This is a genomic window from Burkholderia sp. 10_S31, assembly GCF_056930375.1.
Window position 1 is genome coordinate 2,580,648 of sequence record NZ_JBXOWK010000001.1, and the last position, 18,564, is coordinate 2,599,211.

The window sequence follows — 18,564 nt, forward strand, 5'->3', positions numbered from 1 at the left end:
TCCAGTCATGTCCCAATTCTTCATCCGGCGCCCGGTCTTCGCGTGGGTGATCGCCCTCTTCATCATCCTGCTGGGCCTGATCGCCATCCCCGAATTGCCGGTTGCGCGCTATCCGTCGGTCGCGCCGCCGACCGTCACCATTACCGCCACCTACCCGGGTGCCACGCCGCAGACGATGAGCGACAGCGTGCTGAGCCTCATCGAGCGCGAGCTGTCCGGCGTGCGAAACCTGCTGTACTTCGAATCGTCGGCGGATACTTCCGGCCAGGCACAGATCACCGCGACCTTCAAGCCCGGCACCGATTCGGCGATGGCCCAGGTCGAAGTGCAGAACAAGCTCAAGTCGGTCGAGCCGCGCCTGCCCCCCGTCGTGCGGCAAAACGGCGTGATCGTGGAGTCAGCCGCCACGGGCTTCCTGTTGTTCGTCGGCCTGAAGTCGGACAGCGGCCGCTACGATCAAAATGCGCTTGCCGACTACATGGCGCGCAACGTCGTCGAGGACCTGCGACGTGTCGAAGGCGTCGGCAAGGTGCAACTGTTCGGCTCCGAACAGGCCATGCGCATCTGGGTCGATCCGCAGAAGCTGATCACCTACGGCCTGTCGATGAACGACCTGACGACGGCCGTCAGCCAACAGAACGTGCAGATCGCCCCGGGCAGCCTCGGTGCGGCGCCCGCGCTGCCGGGCCAGCGCGTGACGGTGCCGCTCACCGCGCAAGGCCAGCTCACGACGCCGGAGCAGTTCGCGAAGATCGTGCTGCGCGCGAATGCGAACGGCTCGAAGGTCGTGCTCGGCGATGTCGCGCGGGTCGAACTCGGCCCGCAGGCGTTCACCTTCGTCAACAGCGAGAACGGCAAACCCGCCACCTTCGCGGGCGTGCAGCTGGCGCCGGGGGCCAACGCTGTGAAGACCGCCGAGGCTGTGCGCGAGCAACTGGACATGATCGCCAAGACGATGCCGGCCGGCATGACCTACTCGATTCCGTTCGATACTGCCCCGTTCGTGAAGATCTCAATCGAGAAGGTGATTCACACGCTGCTCGAGGCGATGGTGCTCGTGTTCCTGGTGATGTATCTGTTCCTGCAGAACGTGCGCTACACGCTGATCCCGGCAATCGTCGCGCCGGTGGCGATGCTCGGCACCTTCACGGTCATGCTGATGACAGGCTTCTCGATCAACGTGCTGACGATGTTCGGCATGGTGCTCGCGATCGGCATCATCGTCGACGATGCGATCGTCGTCGTGGAAAACGTCGAGCGCCTGATGGTGGAAGAAGGCCTGTCGCCGAAGGACGCGACGATCAAGGCCATGAAGGAAATCACCGGCGCGATCATCGGCATCACGCTGGTGCTGACGGCCGTGTTCCTGCCGATGGCGATGTCGAGCGGTTCGGTCGGCGTGATCTATCAGCAGTTCACGCTGTCGATGGCCGTGTCGATCATGTTCTCGGCCCTGCTCGCACTGACGCTGACGCCGGCCCTGTGCGCGACGATGCTCAAGCCGGTCGAGCACGGGCACCACGAGAAGCGCGGCTTCTTCGGCTGGTTCAACCGCCGCTTCGACCGCCTCACGCAATGGTATGAAACGCGCGTCGGCCGGCTGGTCGGCCGCACCGGGCGCGTGATGCTGCTGTTCGTCGCGATTTCCGCCGCGCTGGTGTTCGGCTTCCGGATGCTGCCGTCGTCGTTCCTGCCCGAGGAAGACCAGGGCTACTTCATGACCGGCTTCCTGCTCCCGGCGGATTCGACCGTCGAGCGCACGGGTGACGTGGTCAAGACCCTCGAGAAGCACCTCGCGTCGCGTCCGGCGATCCAGTCGAGCATCTCGATCATCGGCTACGGCTTCTCCGGCCTCGGCTCGAATGCCGCACTGAACTACTCGGTGCTCAAGGACTGGAACAAACGCGGCGGTGCATCCACGATGGACGAAGCCATGCGCGCGCAGGCAGCGATGAGCGGCGTGACCGAAGGCACGGTCATGAGCCTGTTGCCGCCGGCGATCGACGGGCTGGGCACCAGCTCGGGTTTCACGATGCGCCTGCAGGATCGCGCCAACCAGGGCTATGCGGCGCTCAAGGCGGCTGAAACCAGGCTGCTCGAACTGGCCGCGCAAAGCAAGGTGGTGACCGGCGTCTATCCGGACAGCCTGCCGGCCGGCACGAGCGTGAAGCTGGACATCGACCGCGACAAGGCCGAAGCGCTCGGCGTGTCGTTCACGACCATCAGCGACACGCTGTCGGCCGCGATGGGCTCGACCTACGTGAACGACTTCCCGAACGCAGGCCGCATGCAGCAGGTGATCATCCAGGCCGATGCCCCGGCACGCATGCAGATCGAGAACGTGATGAAGCTCTACGTGCGCAACGCGACCGGCGGCATGGTGCCGCTGTCTGAAGTGGTGCGTCCGGTCTGGTCGGAAGCCCCGCTCCAGATGGTGCGCTTCCAGGGTTATCCGTCCGCGCGTATCTCCGGCGGTTCGGCCCCCGGCTACTCCAGCGGCGCGGCGATGGCCGAGATGGAGCGTCTGGCGGCGCAGTTGCCGCCGGGCTTCACGGTGGCCTGGACCGGCCAGTCGCTGCAGGAGCGCGAGTCGGCATCGCAGGCGCCGATGCTGATGGCGCTGTCGATGATCGTCGTGTTCCTGGTGCTCGCGGCGCTCTACGAGAGCTGGGCGATTCCGTTGTCGGTGATGCTGGTGGTGCCGCTCGGCCTGATCGGCGCACTCGGCGCGGTGATGCTGCGCGGGCTGCCGAACGACGTCTTCTTCAAGGTCGGGATGATCACCGTGATCGGCCTGTCGGCGAAGAACGCGATCCTGATCGTGGAATTCGCGAAGCAGCTGCGCGAGGAAGGCATGGGGCTGATCGAGGCGGCCGTGCGGTCGTCCAAGCTGCGCCTGCGTCCGATCCTGATGACGTCGCTCGCATTCGGGCTCGGCGTGGTGCCGCTCGTCATCGCCTCCGGCGCCAGCTCCGAGACGCAGCACGCGATCGGCACCGGCGTGCTGGGCGGCATGATCACCGCCACCGTGCTGGCCATTTTCTTCGTTCCGGTTTTCTTCGTGTTCGTGATGAGCATCCAGGAACGCATCTCGGCATGGCTGGTGTCCCGCAAGAAGCCCGCCGCCGTGACCCACGAACAACAAGGTTAAGGCCATGCGATCACTTATTCTTACCGTCGCGGTTTCCGCCGCCGTCGCGCTGTCGGCGTGCTCGATGGCGCCGAAGCTGGTCAGGCCCGAGATGCCGGTGCCGGCCGCCTATACGACCGCTGCCGCGGCCGACCAGCACGCGAACGCGGCCGATCTCGGCTGGCGCACGATGTTCGGCGACCGCCGCCTGCAGCGCCTGATCGAACTCGCGCTCGACAACAACCGCGACCTGCGCCTGGCCGCGCTGAATGTGCAGGCTGCCGAAGCGCAGTACGGCATCCAGCGCTCCGCGCGCCTGCCGTCGATCGACGCAGGCGCAAGCTTCACGCGCCAGCGCACGGCCGCCGACACGCAATCCAACCCGCCGCTGCTCGAAAACACGCAGAACCAGTACGGCGTGAACGTCGGTGTCAGCGCGTTCGAGATCGACCTGTTCGGCCGCGTGAAGTCGCTGTCCGATGCGGCGTTCGCGCGCTACCTCGCGACCGATCACGGCCGCCGCGCGGTGCAGATCGCGCTCGTCGGCTCCGTGGCCAACGCGTACTTCGCCGAGCGCCTCGCACAGGAACAGCGCGCGCTGTCCGAACGCACGCTGAACGACTGGCGACAGTCGCTCGATCTCGCGCGCCGGCTCAAGCTCGCTGACCAGGCCAGCGGCGTGGACATCGCGCAGGCCGAAGGCCAGGTCGCGAGCGCCAGCGCCGATCTCGAGGCGCGTTCGCGCGCCGTCGAGCAGGCGAATAACGCGCTGCGGCTGCTGGTCGGCACCGACCTGCCGAAGAACCTGCCCGACCCGCTGTCGCTGGAACGCCAGCCGGTGATGACGCAACTGCCGGCCGGACTACCATCGGAATTGCTGTACCGCCGGCCGGACATCCAGCAGGCCGAGCAGAATCTCGTCGCCGCCAACGCCGATATCGGCGCGGCGCGCGCGGCATTCTTCCCGCGCCTGTCGCTGACCTCGTCGATCGGCTTCCTCAGCCCGGGGCTGGGCAGCCTGTTCGACGGCGGCCAGCGCGTGTGGAGCTTCGCGCCTCAGGTCACCGTCCCGATCTTCCAGGGCGGCCGGCTGCGCTCGGAGCTGAATCTAGCGGAAGTGCGCAAGTCCAGCGCGGTCGTCGAGTACGAACGCGCGATCCAGAACGCGTTTCGCGAGGTGGCCGACGGCCTCGCCGGGCGCGAGACCTTCAGCCGCCAGATCGACGCGCAAATCCGGGTCGTCAAAAGCGCCGAGCGCCGCACCGATCTCGTGAACCTGCGCTATCGCGCCGGCATCGAGGACCGTCTGGAACTGCTCGACTCGCAGCGACAGCTGTACGCCGCGCGTCAGGCCCTGCTGGATCTGCGCAACGCCGAACTGGGCAACGCGGTCGCGCTCTACAAGGCCCTCGGTGGCGGCTTGATCGACACCGACGTGCCTGCCGCCAGCAGCGTGGCCGACAACTGAGCCACGCATCGTCGCCGATCCGTCCGCGACGACCGGCAGCACGGCGAAGGCCGCCGGTGCCCGTACGGTGCCGGCGGTCCGCCGACGGATCACGCTCACTTCCGGCAAACCCGATGAATCCCTTGATACGCATTGCCGGACGATCCGGAGATCGCCGAAATACTCGACGCCTACCTCGCGCACGACGGTTTTCGCACTTGCCGCGTCGGGCACGGCCAGGCCGTACTCGACGTGGAGCCCGTGCTTGGGCCCGACCTGATCCTGCTCGACGTCAGGATGCCGCAGAAAGGCGGTTGGAAAGTCCTCGTCGAACTGCGCCGCCGGAGCGACACGCCGATCGCCATCATCACGGCGCTCGATCGCGAAATCGATCGTCTGCGGGGGCTGCGTTGCGGTGCGGACGACTCCATCACGACAAGCCGGTTCTCCCGACCAGGAACCACGTGCGGAACTCGCCCATGCCTTTCGCCGCGATCAAGCCACGCTCCTCGAAAACGAACGATTCATCCAGCATTGCACGCGTCGCATCCGTTACCTGCACGCGCCCGGCGACGCCCTGCGATTCCATCCTGCTCGCGAGATTGACGGCCGCACCCCACAGGTCGTAGATGAACTTGCGCTTGCCGATCACGCCGGCCACGACCTCGCCGCTGTTGATGCCGATTCGCAATTTCAGGTTGCAGCGTCTGACCTCGTTGAAACGGGCCAGCGCATCGATCATGTCGAGCGCCATGTGCGCGGCCCGCATCGCGTGGTCCGCGGCAGGAACGGGCAGGCCTGCGGCCGCCATGTACGCGTCGCCAATCGTCTTGATCTTCTCGAGACCGCGGTGGTCGGCGATCATGTCGAAGCCGGTAAAGATCTCATTGAGCATTTCAACGAGCTGCTCGGGACGCATGCCGGCCGAGAAGCCGGTGAAATCCACGATATCCGCGAACAGCACCGACACGTCGGCGAAGCGGTCCGCGATCACTTCCGGAAAACTCCCCGCGATGTCGTCGAGATGCGCCTTCAGCCGCTCGGCGATCGGAAAGGGCAGCATATTGAGCAGCAGCCGCTCGGACACCTTCTGCTCCGCCACGACCTTCGCATACAGGCTCTGCAGTTCGCCGCTCTGGCGGCGAATCAGCGCATGGCTCGCCTCCACTTCCCGCACCTTCTGCTCGAGCGCGTCACCGCGCTTGCGCAATTCCCGGTGCAGCAACCGCACCTCCAGCATGTTGTGAACCCGCATCAGCACTTCCGCCAGATCGAATGGTTTGCTGATGAAGTCTTTCGCGCCGACCTGCAGCGCGCGCAGCTTGTGAGCCGGCTGGGCAGTGATCACGATGACCGGGAGATAGCTGTCCGCCTCGAGCGACTTCAGGCTTTCCATGACCTGGAAACCGTCAGTGCCCGGCATCTGCAAATCCAGCAGGATCAGATCGTAACGATGCCTGCGATGAAGTTCATGGACTGCGGATGCATCCACCGTCGATTCGACGCGTGCATATCCTGCCCGGCGCAGGATCTGCTCGAGAAGCAGGATATTGGCCTCCAGATCGTCGACGACCAGAATCCGGGCGTCGAGAATCGTTGACGAATCGATCATGGTTCGGGCCCTGACGACCTGTCCACACTATTTGCGCGCTGTCGCGAGCGCAATGGCTTCAGCAAGCGCATGCATGAAGGGGGCGATCTTGATCGGCTTGATCAGATAGCGGAAGAAACCCGCCTCCAGGCCTTGCTCGACGTCGTGCGGCATCGCATTCGAACTGAGCGCGACGACGGGAATGTCCGCCGTCTCGGGATACTTGCGCAACAGCTCGAGCGCTTCGATCCCGCTGATGTCGGGAAGGTTGATGTCCATCACGATCACCCGCGGCTGCGCACGGCGCGCCAGTTCCACGCCGAGCTGGCCCGTCGCGGCACCGATCATGCGCAGGTCCGCGCGCCGCCCGATCAGTTGCTCGACAAGCTTCAGGTTGGCCGAATTGTCCTCGATATACAGCACGGTATGCACGGGCGCCCCGGCTACATCGCTGCCAGTCGCGCCCGCGGCCGGCGTGTCGGACTGTGCGGCAAGTGTCGTCGCCATGTCCGGCGCAAGTGCCGAATCCAGTTCGATCCAGAAGACACTGCCCTTTCCCGGCGTACTGTCGACACCAATGCCGCCACCCATCAACTCCATCAGCCGCTTTGCGACCACCAGGCCAATGCCCGTGCCCTCTTCGGCGCCGGCTTCCTGCCCCAGGCGGTTGAACGGCTGGAAGAGCCCACCCACCTGCTCCGGAGACAAACCCGGACCCGTGTCACTGACGCTCACGCGAACCCGACCCGGCACGGGCGCGCTGCAGGTGATGTCGACCGCGCCCGACGGACGGTTGTACTTGACCGCGTTCGACAACAGATTGATCAGGACTTGCTTGACGCGCGTGCGGTCGGCGCGAACATGGCATAGCGTCTCGACCTGCGGAAAGGTCACGCGAATACCCCGTTGCCGCGCCTGCGTCACAATCATCGAATCGCACTCTCGCAGGACGTCGCCCAGCGATACGGATTCGGGCGAGATTGCCACTTGCCCGGCGTCAATCTTCGCAAGATCGAGCACGTCGTTGATCAGTTCGAGCAGATGCCATCCTGCCCGCAGAATCTGGTCGATGCTCGCCTGTTGCGACGAGGTCGGCGGTGGAGAATCGGTCGCCATCAGTTGAGCGAACCCGAGGATCGCATTGAGCGGGCTGCGCAATTCGTGGCTCATGCTGGACAGGAAGTCCGATTTCGCGCGGTTAGCGCGCTCGGCCGCGGCCAGGGCTTGCTTGCGGTCCTCGATGTCGGTGACAGTGCCCACCCACTTCACGATATTGCCGTTCGCATCTTTCAACGGCGATGCACGTTCCAGGTGCCATCGATAGGTGCAATCGGACATTCGCCATATGCGCACTTCGTTTTCGTATTCAGTACCGCTCGCAATCGCGTTCTCCCAGTGCGCGATTGAGGATTCCACGTCATCCGGATGGATCGTCGACATCCAGTTCCACCCCTCCACTTGAGCAAACCCCAGCTCCGTATACATCTCGATCCGCCGGTTAACATAGTCGACTGAGCCATCTGGCCCGGCCGTCCATACGATATGGGGTATCGCATCTGCAAACGACCTGAAACGCCGCTCGATGTCGTCAACTTCGATTTCCGTACAAGAGCGATTCGCCGATACGGGCTGTTGTTTCATGATGCAACCCCAAATCAGACGCCGCAGCGACCGTGACGAAGCCACTGGAACCCGTGCGGACGGGTCTGGGCGTTTCCAAGGTCGGAAGCGGTCGTCTTACGACAATCGACAGCGAGTCCATCCGGGCACGATGTCGCATCGCGGCCCTCATCATCTCGCAAGCATCAACAATGCGCCGAATACGAGGCAGTGTGCAAGAGCGCGCGGCACCAGCCGCTGCTTCACTTCGTGTCGACGTCGGTGGAGTTAACCCTGTCGCTCCGGATACAGCGTCACACCAAGGTTGCTGAATCCATCGAGCGCCGGAGCCCGGCAAGCGAGCGGTATTTCAGCGCGCTACGGGGATGCTTCTCGTTGAAATGCGCGGACGCGATGGTCAAGTTGCGTGCCGCAATCGCGGCATCCGGCTTCGGCATGAAGGCGCCGTAGTCGCGCTTCATCGTCTTCACGCAGCTTTCGGCATCCCGTTACTTTGCGTGCTGTACACAGGCATGGCGATTGGCTTCAAGCCGACGGCCGCTGCGGACCGGCGCGGTGTGGACGGCATGACGCCGCAGTGCTTCGCGCTCAGGTGCGGCAAGATCCCATCCTGCCTACCATTCGGCAATGGTCACGTCGTATTCCTCGTCGTAGAAGGCGACAAGAAACTCCTCAGGCATCAGCCACGAGTCGACGCTCACCGTTTGCGCACCAATGTCAACATCGACTTTCGCGTCGGCATCGACGGTCTTCATCGCATGCTCGATCGTCGAACGATCGTCTGCGTGGATTTCAGTTTTCATCGAGAACTTCACTTTTCACCTCTCCAGTCAACAACGTTCCAACAAAGCAGTTCCTCTCGGCTCGTAGGCGCCATGCGACGATGTGCCTACCGTCCGGCTGCACACCCACCGCCGAATGAATCTGTCGGAAAAACTATAAGATCAAACCTCGGTGTCACCAACCTGGCTAGGCTCAATTCACTTTTTACAGCGCGTAACCAAGGCGCACCTTCGAATACAACGATGCCAACTTTCATGTCGTGATCTTCATGGGTGTAACCCTGCTTCCGTTCGTACAGCCAGCCCACGCCGGATCGATACAAACCGACTCGACACCATGTTCGGAACCGCCCCGCCATGGATCGGTTTGCTTCATTCCCTGCTCAACCCGCATGGCTCGCGCGATCACGCGACGCACCACGCGTCGCTGCCTGCTTTGCACCGATCGCGAGCGAATCCATTTCGTTCTGCTCGATGATCTTCGTGATCTCGGCATCGGCTTGTGCACCATACTGCTCGAACACGCCGGTGCGATAAGTCGTTTTCACGGCGGCACCAAGCTGCGTGCCGGAATCGTCGTGCGTATCGGCATCGACCACCATCGACAGCCCGATTCGCAGCGGATGCGCTGCGAGCTCGCGTGAATCCAGCTGGATGCGTACCGGAAGACGCTGCACGACCTTGATCCAGTTGCCCGTCGCGTTTTGCGCCGGCAACGTGGCAAACGCGCCGCCGGTGCCGGCAGAGAACCCCTCGATCCTGCCGTGATACTTGATGCTCGAACCGTACACATCGGCCGTCAGCGTGACCGGCTGGCCGATCCGCATCCGCGTGAGCTGCACTTCCTTGAAGTTCGCATCGACCCATACGCCGTCGAGCGGCACGATCGCCATCAGCGGCGTGCCGGGCGACACACGTTGGCCGACCTGGACCGACCGTTTCGCTACATAGCCCGTCACCGGTGCCGGCAACGTATTGCGCGCGTAAGCGAGATAGGCATCCCTGACTTTCGACGCCGCCGCCTGCACGTCAGGATGCTGTCCGACGGTCGTGCGGTCGGTCAGCGCGTGATTCGCGCCGGCTTGCTGGCGCGCCGCATCGCGTGCGGCCTGGGCAGCCTTGACGGCATCGCGAGCGTGGGCGATATCTTCAGCGGAAACGGCGCCCGTGCCCGCAACGGCCTCGCGCCGCCGCAGATCATCGTTGGCGCGAGCGAGATCCGACTCGCGTTGCGCCACATTCGCCGCATAGAAATCGTTGTTCACATACAGGCTGCTCACGCGGCGCACGGTCTGGCCAAGGGCCGCCTCGGCATTCACCAGCGCGATCTTCGCATCGGCCGGATCGAGCGTGACGACCGGGTCGCCTGCCTTCACGATCTGCGTGTCGTCCGCATTGACGGCGACCACCGTTCCGGTGACTTGCGGCGTCAGTTGCACCAGGTTGCCGCTCACGTACGCATCGTCGGTCGCCTGGTAATAGCGGCCGACGGTGAAATAGTAGGCCGCATACGCAGCCCCCGTTACCGTGACGACCGCCGCCAGGAGGGCAAGCAGGCGCTTGCGCTTGCCCGGAGGCGTCGCGCCGGCGTCCTGGCCGGCCGGATCGGCTTGCGCGCCGCGGTTGCTTGCGCCGCCGCGGTCAACCGTTTCGTGGTCGGGCGTGAGGGTATCGCTCATGTCAAATCTCCTTGCCGGTAAGTGAACGTGCCGTTCAACGCGCGGCGACGACGGGATGGGTGGATGCGGCAGCATCCGCACTGACGGTATCGGCCGACGTGTCGACGTAGCCGCCGCCGAGCGCCGACGCGAGTGCAATCTGCTGGTCGCGGCGGTTCATCTTCAGGTTCGCAACGGCTTCGTCAGCATTCAGCGCCGTGACATCGGCACTGAGCACGGTCAACTGGTTGGTCAGGCCGGCCTTGTACTGCGTGATCGCCAGCCGATCGGCGTCCTGCGCGGCCTGCCGTGCCGCGTTTGCATCGACGAGTTGCGCGTCGCTCGAGCGGATCTGCGCGAGCTGCGTCGCAACGTCGCTCAGCGCGCCAACCAGCGTTTGGTTGTAGGTGGCCACCGCGTAGTCGAACTCGGCATAGCGCCCTTTCAGTTGCGCGCGCAGTGCGCCTGCATCGAAGATCGGCAGGTGGATCGCCGGTCCAGCCGACGCCGTGCGGCTTGCTGCGCTCAGGAAACGGCCAAAGCCGAACGCGTCGAGGCCGATCGCGGCGCTCAGGTTGATGTCCGGATAGAACTCCGCCTTCGCCTCCTTGACCTGGTGCGTCATCGCGTCGACACGCCAGCGCGCGGCGACGAGGTCCGGACGACGGCTCACCAGGTCAGCCGGCAGGTTGTCCGGCAGCCGCACGTCGTTGCCAATGCCGAGCGCCGGCCGCTCGATCGCAAGGCCGCGATCCGGTCCTGCGCCGAGCAGCGCAGCCAACTGGTAGCGCGTGGTCAGAATGCTGCCGTCGAGTGCGGTGACACGGGCGCGGCTCGTTGCAAGATTCGCCTGCGCGGTCTTGCGCTCCACCTCCGTATCGAGGCCGGTCGCGATACGGCCGGCCGTGATGCGATCGATCTGCTCGCGGCGCGCGACTTCCTGTTGCGCGATGTCGCGCAGCACGTAAAGGCGGGCCAGCTGGTTGTAGGTACGCGCGATGGCGGTGTTCAACGTGAGCGTGACGAATTCAACGTCCGCCTTGCTCGCTTGCGCCTGCGACACGGCCGCCCTCAGGGCTTCGCGGTTCTTGCCCCACAGGTCGAGGTCGTACGACGCGCTCAGCAGGCCCTTGTTCTCGGTCCGCCAGGAACCGGCATACGGCGGCGGGACCATCGCCGTGCTGCTGTACTGCTGGCGCGTCAGCGAGTAGCTCGCATCGACGCGCGGCAGTGTGCTCGCGTTCGACGCTTCGGCGAAGGCCTGCGCCTGGGCCACCCGCGCACGAGCCTGTTCGATCGTCGGACTGCCACGCAGTGCCTCGGCGATCAGCGTCTTCAGTTGCGCATCGCCGAACTGGTCGGCCCAGTCGGCAGCCGGCCAGCGGCCTTGCTCGGCCGGCAGGCTGCGGGCCGTATCGAGCTGTTGCGGCGCCACGATCCGCTTGTCGCTATGGATGCCCGCATAGTTTGCACATGCCGACAGTACCGCCACGAAGATCGCCGACACGCCCAGTTTCAATGCGCGGGCGCCGAGGTTGGATCCATTTATCTGCGATTTCATTTTCTGACCTGTCAGATTAATGATTCAAAAAAAGGCGGGCACGCCCGCCGCGCTCACTCGCCGATGAACTTGTGAAGCAAACGAGACAGCTCTGCGAACTCGGCCTTCGTGAAGTTGCGCAGCCGGGCGTTCAACACATGCGGCGCGACTTCCGGAATCCGGGCCGCGACTTCCTCGCCCTTCTCCGTCAACGTGAGATTGACCACGCGGCGGTCGTCCGCGTCGCGGGAACGTTCCAGCAGTCCCTTCGCTTCCAGCTTGTCCAGCATGCGCGTCATCAGGCCCGTGTCGATCCCGAGCAGCTTCGACAGCTCGAACGGCGTGGCGGCCATGCCGCTGCGCATCGACAGCAGAATGCCCATTTGCTGGCTGGTGATGTCGAGGTCCTTGAGCGCCGCGTCCATTTCGGCAACGATCAGGTTGCGCGCCTTGCTCAGCATGAATCCGACACTATGCGTGAGCGTGAAGCTTTTGATCGTGTAATGGTCCATGGTGCCGTCCTATGTGATTGATATTGACAATAACTGCAATGTCAGAGTTTGTCAAGATGGATTTCCGAATGCCACGCCCGGTGTGTCGCGTTGCCCGGATTCGCGTCGGTCAGTGGCCGCCGGCACCCGCGGCGCCCGCGCCAGCGCCCTTGCCCGGCTTGGTCACCCAGATCAGCGGGACGATCACGACAAAGATCACGCCCGATATCCAGAAGATGTCGTTCAGGCCCAGCATGGTCGCTTGTGCGTTGAGCGACGCTTCGAAGAAGGCTGTCGCCTTGGCGGTACCGGCGCCGAGCACCGTCTGCAGATTGGCGATACCGGCAACGTAGGTCGGGTTGCCCACGTCCGTTTGCTCGGCGAGCCGCGCATGATGGAGGATCGTCCGGTCGTTCCAGCCGGTGCTCAACAGCGACGTCCCGACCGCGCCGGCGAAAATGCGCACGAAGTTGGACAGGCCGGCCGCCGCCGGAATCTTCTCGGGCGGAAGCCCCGACAGGATGATGCCCGTGAGCGGCGTGAAGAAGAGCGCGGTGGGAATGCCTTGCAGCAACGTCGGCAGCACCAGCGTCCACGCGTCGACGCCGGTCGTATAGTTCGAGCGCATGAAAAACACGCCCGCGAAGCCAACGAAGGCCAGCGTGGCGAGCACCCGCATATCGGAGCGCGGCATGATCTTGCCCATCACGGGAGCCAGGATCACCGCGAAGATGCCCAGCGGCGCCGTCACGAGCCCCGCATCCACCGCGCGGTAGCCGAGAAAGCCCTGGATCCACTGCGGCAGGATCACCAGGTTCGCGAAGAAGATCGCGTAAGCGACCGATATCGCGACCGTGCCGCCGAGAAAGTTGCGCCCGGCGAAAAGTCGCAGGTCGACGATCGGCTTTGCCTCGGTAAACTCCCAGATCAGGAAGAACACGAAGCTGATTGCCGCCATGATGGTCAGCGCCCAGATCACCGGCGAATTGAACCAGTCGAGGTCCTTGCCCTTGTCGAGCATGATCTGCAGCGACGCGACCCATGCGATCAGCGAGATCAGCCCCACCTTGTCGATCGGAAGCTTGCGCGCGGGCGTATCGCGATCACGGTAGATCGCCCAGACCGTGCCGGCGGCGAACAGGCCGACCGGCACGTTGATGTAGAAGATCCACGACCAGCTGTAGCTGTCGGTGATCCAGCCGCCCAGCGCCGGCCCGGCGATCGGCCCAACCGTCGCGGTCATCGCCCACAGCGACAGCGCGCTCGAGCTCTTGTCCTTTGGAAAGGACGCCAGCAGCAGCGCCTGCGACAGCGGCACCAGCGGCCCCGCCACCGCGCCTTGCACGATCCGCGCGGCGAGCAGCACGAACAGGTTCGGCGCAAGCCCGCACGCCGCGGACGACAGCACGAACAGCAGAATCGCCCAAACGAACAGCTTCACTTGCCCCACCCGCTGCGTGAGCCACCCGGTCAGCGGAATCGACACCGCGTTGGCCGCGGCGAACAGCGTAATGACCCACGTCCCTTCGTCGATCGACACGCCGAGGTTGCCGGAGAGCGTCGGAATCGCGACGTTCGCGATCGACGAATCCAGCACGTTCATGAAAGTGGCGAGCGCCACGGCGAACGTGCCGAGTGCGAACCTGACGCCGGTCAGCGGCGCCGGCACACGAGGTTGGGGCGACGAATTCATGTTGCATCCTTTAGTCTGAAATCGAACTGCCTGTCATGGGGCGGAAAATATCTGATATGTCAGATATTTGGATAAAAAATTTCGCGTCAGCCTTCGAGCAATTTGCAAACGAGCCTGCTCAATGCATCGAAGTCGGATTGCGTAAAGTGCGCGAGCCGCCGTCTCCGTATCTCGGGGATGACTTGCGCGCTTCGGGCGATGGTTTCCCACCCTTCTTGCGTCAACGAAACGTCGACCACGCGTCGATCCTTGTCGCTGCGGGCGCGTTCCACCAGGCCGCGACTTTTCAGCACGTCCAGCAACCGGGTCATGCGGCCGGGGTCGACGCCAACCAACTTCGCCAGCGCGGCCGGCGACCGCGCATTGTCGTACGCCAGCGTCAGCAGAATGCCCAGTTGCCGCGCATCGACTCCGACTTCCGCGAGCCCCGCGTCCAGTGCCGCAGTCACCCTGTTGCAGGCCTTGCCGAGGGCGATGAGGAAAGGCTGGGTTCGCTCGGATAGTTCGTTGACCAGCTCGGTCATCGGCCACCTCCATTTTCTGACATGTAACATATCTGACATTGCAGATATGTGCAAGAATTTTTTGAGGGGCGCGAAGCAGTCGTGCCGATGCTGCCCCGGAAGGAACGCCGACGGGATTTCCTTTCCGGTTTCGGCCTTTCCGAGGGCCGGGTCACGCCCGGCCGGACTCGCACAGCGCCGCCTTGTCGGCATCCAGCGCTTCCGGAACGTATTCCCGGAGGAAATCGACGAACGTCCTGATCTTCGCGTCGAGGTATTGGCGCGACGCGTACAGCACGTAGGCGGTCAGCGTCTGTAACTGATATTCGGGCAAGACGCGCACCAGCGCGCCGCTGCGAAGCGCCGGCAACGCCGTTGACAACGGGAGCGCACCGATGCCGATGCCATCCCGCAACGCAGCGCCGAGCGCATCCGGCACGTTGACCTGGAAGTCCGCCGGCGGCAGCTTGAACGTTTCCCGACCATTGGGGCCGTCCAGATGCCAGTGATCGCGCGGAAACACGGACGTGACGATCTGCAGGCACGCGTGCCCGTCGAGCTCCGGCACCGTGCTCGGCGTGCCGTGCGCGCTCAGGTAGGCCGGCGCCGCGCACAGCACGCTGTGTACGGTGCCGAGCCGATGCGACACGAGGCCCGAGTCGGGCAGATCCGACGAACTCAATTGAAATGACACGTCGTAACCCTCATCGAGCAGATCGGGCACATGATGCGACAACGTCAACTCGACGGATACCGAAGGATTGCGTTCCCGGTAGCGCACGACCGCCGGCACGACGTACGTCTGGCCGAAACCCGTCGTCGCGTGCACATGCAGCTTGCCGGACGGCCGGGCCTGCGCATCCGCGGCCTCCGCTTCGGCCTCGTCGATGTACGCGAGAATCCGCTCGCATCGCTCCAGATATCGCTGCCCCGCCTCGGTCAGCGCGATGCGACGTGTGCTGCGCTGGAGCAGGCGTGTGCGCAAGTGCGTCTCCAACTGCGCGATCGATCTCGATGCATAGGCGGTGGTGATGTCCTGGCGCCGAGCGGCGCCGGTGAAGCTGCCCTCTTCCGCAATGCCGACAAAGATCCGCATCATTTGCAGCGTGTCCATCGACGCTTCCCTCAAATGAAATCACCCTGCGCCCGATTTTATCCGGTCCTCGACAACGACCCGGCATGGGGAACAGTCGGTGGCGCGCACATCGCCTCCGACTCGCCCCGGCTGCGTCCTTACTCGTCAATCGCCGCGTGCAGGAACTTCTCCTGGCGCGCGATGTGCATCGACTTGTAACCGGGTGCGGTCGATGCCGTTGCCTCGGGTCCGATATAGCGCAACGTGACAGGCGCCTTCACGATGTCCAGCAGCTGTTCCAGCACAAAATTCCACGAACCCTGGTTTTTCGACTCTTCCTGACACCAGACAACACACTTCAGATTCGGATAGTGCTTCAGCACCGAACGGATCTGCGTGGCGGGGAACGGATACAACTGTTCAACGCGGATCAACGCGATATTGTCCTTTTGCGCCTTGCGCCGGCGCTCCAGAAGTTCGTAATAGACCTTGCCCGAACACAGGATGACCCGGTCGACCCTGGACGCCGCTTCGACCGTAGGCGATTCCGCCAGAATCTCGTTGAATCGGCCTTGGGCGAGATCGTCCAGGCTGCTGACGGCCTCCGGATGGCGCAGAAGCGACTTGGGCGTCATCACGACCAGCGGAACGCGATCGTGCAGCACGGCCTGCATCCGCAGCAGGTGGAAGATCTGGGCCGGTGTCGTAGGCTGAACCACCCGCATGTTGTTCTGTGCACACAGTTGCAAATAGCGCTCGAGACGCGCGGACGCGTGCTCCGGCCCCTCCCCCTCCTGACCGTGCGGAAGCAGCATCGTTAGGCCGCTATGTTGCCCCCACTTTGCAGCGCCCGCTGACAGAAAGTTGTCGATCACGACTTGCGCGCCGTTCGCGAAGTCGCCGAACTGTGCCTCCCACAATACGAGCGAGTTCTGTCGAACAATCGAGTATCCGTACTCGAAACCCAGAACCGCAGCCTCCGACAGAACCGAGTTGGTGACCGAAAATCGTCCTTGGTCTTCCGACACATGATGCAACGGGACGTACGTGCCTTCCGCCCGAATCGACCGCTTCTGATCATGGAGCACCGCGTGACGATGGCTGAACGTGCCACGTTCACTGTCCTGCCCACTCAAACGCACGTCAATGCCAGCGGCGAGAAGCGAGGCAAAGGCCAGATGCTCGGCCATCCCCCAATCCAGCAGACGCTTGCCTTCCGCCATCTCGCGACGCGCAGTCATCACTTTTCCCACCAGCGGATGCAGCGAGACCTGCTCGGGAATGCGCGTGATGTTGTGTGCGAGTCGATGAACGAGATCCGGCAAGGGCGGCGCGTAATAGATACGGCCGACGTTTCCATCGAGCAGTTGCGGCCAGCTCACTTCTTCATTCTTTTGATCGGCCGGCTTCCTCTCTTCAGCGGTTTGCGCGGCGTCGAGACGCTCACGGTAGTCATGGACATACTTCTCCACGTCTTCCGCCGTCAGAATCCGCTCGTCCACCAATTTCCTTGCATAGAGCGCGCGGGCACCCGGGTGGCTCGCGATGGAGCGATACATCAACGGTTGCGTGATGTTCGGCGTGTCCTGTTCCTGGTGGCCATGGCGGCGGAAGCAAACCAGCTCGATCACGACGCTCTTGCCGAACGTCGCACGAAAATCGATTGCCAGGCGTGTTGCGGCAACGACCGCCTCGGGGTCGTCGCCATTGACGTGCAGGATCGGCGCCTCGATCATCTTGGCAATGTCGGTGCAATAGAACGACGACCGGACATCTCGCGGGTCCGAAGTGGTAAAGCCAACCTGGTTGTTCACCACCACATGTATCGTGCCGCCCGTGCCGTAGCCCCGGGTATTCGACAGGTTCATCGTCTCCATGACGATGCCCTGCCCCGAAATCGCGGCGTCGCCGTGAATCTCCACCGGCAGGACCGCACTCGCACCTTGCCCCAATACTTCGGCGCGCGCACGCGCGATTCCCTGGACAACCGGGTTCACGATTTCCAGGTGCGACGGATTGAATGCGAGCGTGACCTCCGCCGGCCCGGTTGCCGTCGGGAGCAGGCCGGTAAAGCCCTTGTGATACTTGACGTCGCCCGCCGGAAGAAGATTCGCGGTTTTTCCCTCGAACTCGTCGAACAGCGCAGCTGGCGGCTTCCCGACGATATTGACGAGAACGTTCAGGCGTCCACGGTGCGCCATGCCGAGAATCGAGCTCTTGACGCCCCTCGTCGCGCCATATGCAACCAGTTCATCCAGCAGGACGATGAGCGACTCGCCCCCCTCGAGCGAAAAGCGCTTCTGACCGACATAGCGCGCATGCAGGTATTTCTCGAGGCCTTCGGCGGCCGTCAGCCGCTCGAGGATGTGCAGCTTGTCACCGTTATCCAGGCTCGCGCTCGAACGCGACGACTCGAGACGCATGGGCCACCAGTCGCGCTGCTCCGGATCGGCCAGATGCATGAACTCGGCGCCCAGCGTGCCGCAATATGTCTTCGTCAGCGCCTGCACCAGATCGCCGAGCGTCGCGTCTTCGTCCGGGAAATGCGTGCCCGACATGCTGAACGTCGTGTTCAGGTCCGCCTGGGACAGATCGTAGTAAGTCGGGTTCAATTCGGGCACGGGCACCGGCGCCGTCCAGCGCAGCGGGTCCAGATGCGCATTGCGGGTGCCTACCATGCGATAGGCCGAAATCAAGGCCTGCACGGCGACCTGCTTCCGGGCAAAACCGAGTACCTCGCTTTCCGAACGTCCGCCAGTGCGCGCCTTCTTGGCCAACTCGACGAAACGAGACACGACGGGTGCGTGCGCAACATCGCCGGCACCCGATCCGTCAGCCGCCGGGACGCCCTGCAACGCGTCGAAATAATCGCGCCACTCGGCCGACACCGTGTTTGGGTCTGCGAGGTACGCCTCGTATTGCTCCTCGACATAAGAAGCATTGCCTCCGAACAGGAAGGAGGTACTCCGGTTCCGCATCGTCATGATGACTTTGTCCTCAGTCAGGCTCACGCCCGATATCTGCCACGAATGTA

The 18,564-nt window shown here is 63.7% G+C and carries 12 protein-coding genes and 2 pseudogenes; 3 read left to right on the top strand and 11 right to left on the bottom strand.

The genetic code is table 11. The features are described from left to right. Window positions 1-7 precede the first annotated feature (7 nt). The 3 genes and pseudogenes from AC1Z3W_RS11550 to AC1Z3W_RS11560 all read left to right on the top strand — a co-directional run. Window positions 8-3,151, top strand: a complete 3,144-nt coding sequence (locus AC1Z3W_RS11550) for a multidrug efflux RND transporter permease subunit (protein WP_483507620.1) — start codon at window positions 8-10, stop codon at window positions 3,149-3,151. 4 nt (window positions 3,152-3,155) lie between these two features. Beyond that, window positions 3,156-4,598, top strand: coding sequence for an efflux transporter outer membrane subunit (locus AC1Z3W_RS11555; RefSeq protein WP_483507621.1), 1,443 nt, complete (start codon window positions 3,156-3,158; stop codon window positions 4,596-4,598). 113 nt (window positions 4,599-4,711) lie between these two features. Continuing rightward, window positions 4,712-5,009: pseudogene (locus AC1Z3W_RS11560) on the top strand (response regulator); the annotation flags it as partial. Here AC1Z3W_RS11560 and AC1Z3W_RS11565 read toward each other — a convergent pair. The 11 genes and pseudogenes from AC1Z3W_RS11565 to AC1Z3W_RS11615 all read right to left on the bottom strand — a co-directional run bounded on the left by AC1Z3W_RS11565 (window position 5,008) and on the right by AC1Z3W_RS11615 (window position 18,514). Continuing rightward, entirely contained in the window at window positions 5,008-6,189 is a 1,182-nt protein-coding gene (locus AC1Z3W_RS11565) for an adenylate/guanylate cyclase domain-containing protein (RefSeq protein ID WP_057923891.1), read from the bottom strand. The pseudogene AC1Z3W_RS11560 and the gene AC1Z3W_RS11565 overlap by 2 nt on opposite strands. Before the next feature lie 27 nt (window positions 6,190-6,216). Beyond that, a complete protein-coding gene (locus AC1Z3W_RS11570; protein ID WP_483507622.1) occupies window positions 6,217-7,809 on the bottom strand; it encodes a hybrid sensor histidine kinase/response regulator in 1,593 nt (530 codons plus the stop codon). 272 nt (window positions 7,810-8,081) lie between these two features. Continuing rightward, window positions 8,082-8,341, bottom strand: a pseudogene (locus AC1Z3W_RS11575) (integrase core domain-containing protein); the annotation flags it as partial. A gap of 61 nt (window positions 8,342-8,402) precedes the next feature. Then, complete coding sequence (locus tag AC1Z3W_RS11580) at window positions 8,403-8,603, bottom strand: copper chaperone (protein ID WP_124832807.1); 201 nt, start codon at window positions 8,601-8,603, stop codon at window positions 8,403-8,405. A gap of 350 nt (window positions 8,604-8,953) precedes the next feature. Then, a complete protein-coding gene (locus tag AC1Z3W_RS11585) occupies window positions 8,954-10,249 on the bottom strand; it encodes an HlyD/EmrA/EmrK family protein (RefSeq protein WP_057923894.1) in 1,296 nt (431 codons plus the stop codon). Between the two features lie 34 nt (window positions 10,250-10,283). After that, on the bottom strand, window positions 10,284-11,789 hold the full coding sequence (locus AC1Z3W_RS11590; RefSeq protein ID WP_175825350.1) for an efflux transporter outer membrane subunit: 1,506 nt from the start codon (window positions 11,787-11,789) through the stop codon (window positions 10,284-10,286). A gap of 53 nt (window positions 11,790-11,842) precedes the next feature. Next, window positions 11,843-12,280, bottom strand: a complete 438-nt coding sequence (locus AC1Z3W_RS11595) for a MarR family winged helix-turn-helix transcriptional regulator (protein WP_057923896.1) — start codon at window positions 12,278-12,280, stop codon at window positions 11,843-11,845. A gap of 109 nt (window positions 12,281-12,389) precedes the next feature. Further along, window positions 12,390-13,952 (bottom strand): DHA2 family efflux MFS transporter permease subunit, encoded by a 1,563-nt coding sequence (locus tag AC1Z3W_RS11600; protein ID WP_057923897.1) that lies wholly within the window; start codon window positions 13,950-13,952, stop codon window positions 12,390-12,392. Between the two features lie 86 nt (window positions 13,953-14,038). Beyond that, window positions 14,039-14,476 carry a MarR family winged helix-turn-helix transcriptional regulator gene (locus tag AC1Z3W_RS11605; RefSeq protein ID WP_063791525.1) on the bottom strand — a complete coding sequence of 146 codons (438 nt, stop codon included), beginning with the start codon at window positions 14,474-14,476 and terminating at the stop codon, window positions 14,039-14,041. A gap of 151 nt (window positions 14,477-14,627) precedes the next feature. Continuing rightward, window positions 14,628-15,569, bottom strand: a complete 942-nt coding sequence (locus tag AC1Z3W_RS11610) for a LysR family transcriptional regulator (protein ID WP_483507623.1) — start codon at window positions 15,567-15,569, stop codon at window positions 14,628-14,630. A gap of 119 nt (window positions 15,570-15,688) precedes the next feature. Then, window positions 15,689-18,514 carry a 2-oxoglutarate dehydrogenase E1 component gene (locus AC1Z3W_RS11615; protein ID WP_483507853.1) on the bottom strand — a complete coding sequence of 942 codons (2,826 nt, stop codon included), beginning with the start codon at window positions 18,512-18,514 and terminating at the stop codon, window positions 15,689-15,691. Between the last annotated feature and the right edge of the window lie 50 nt (window positions 18,515-18,564).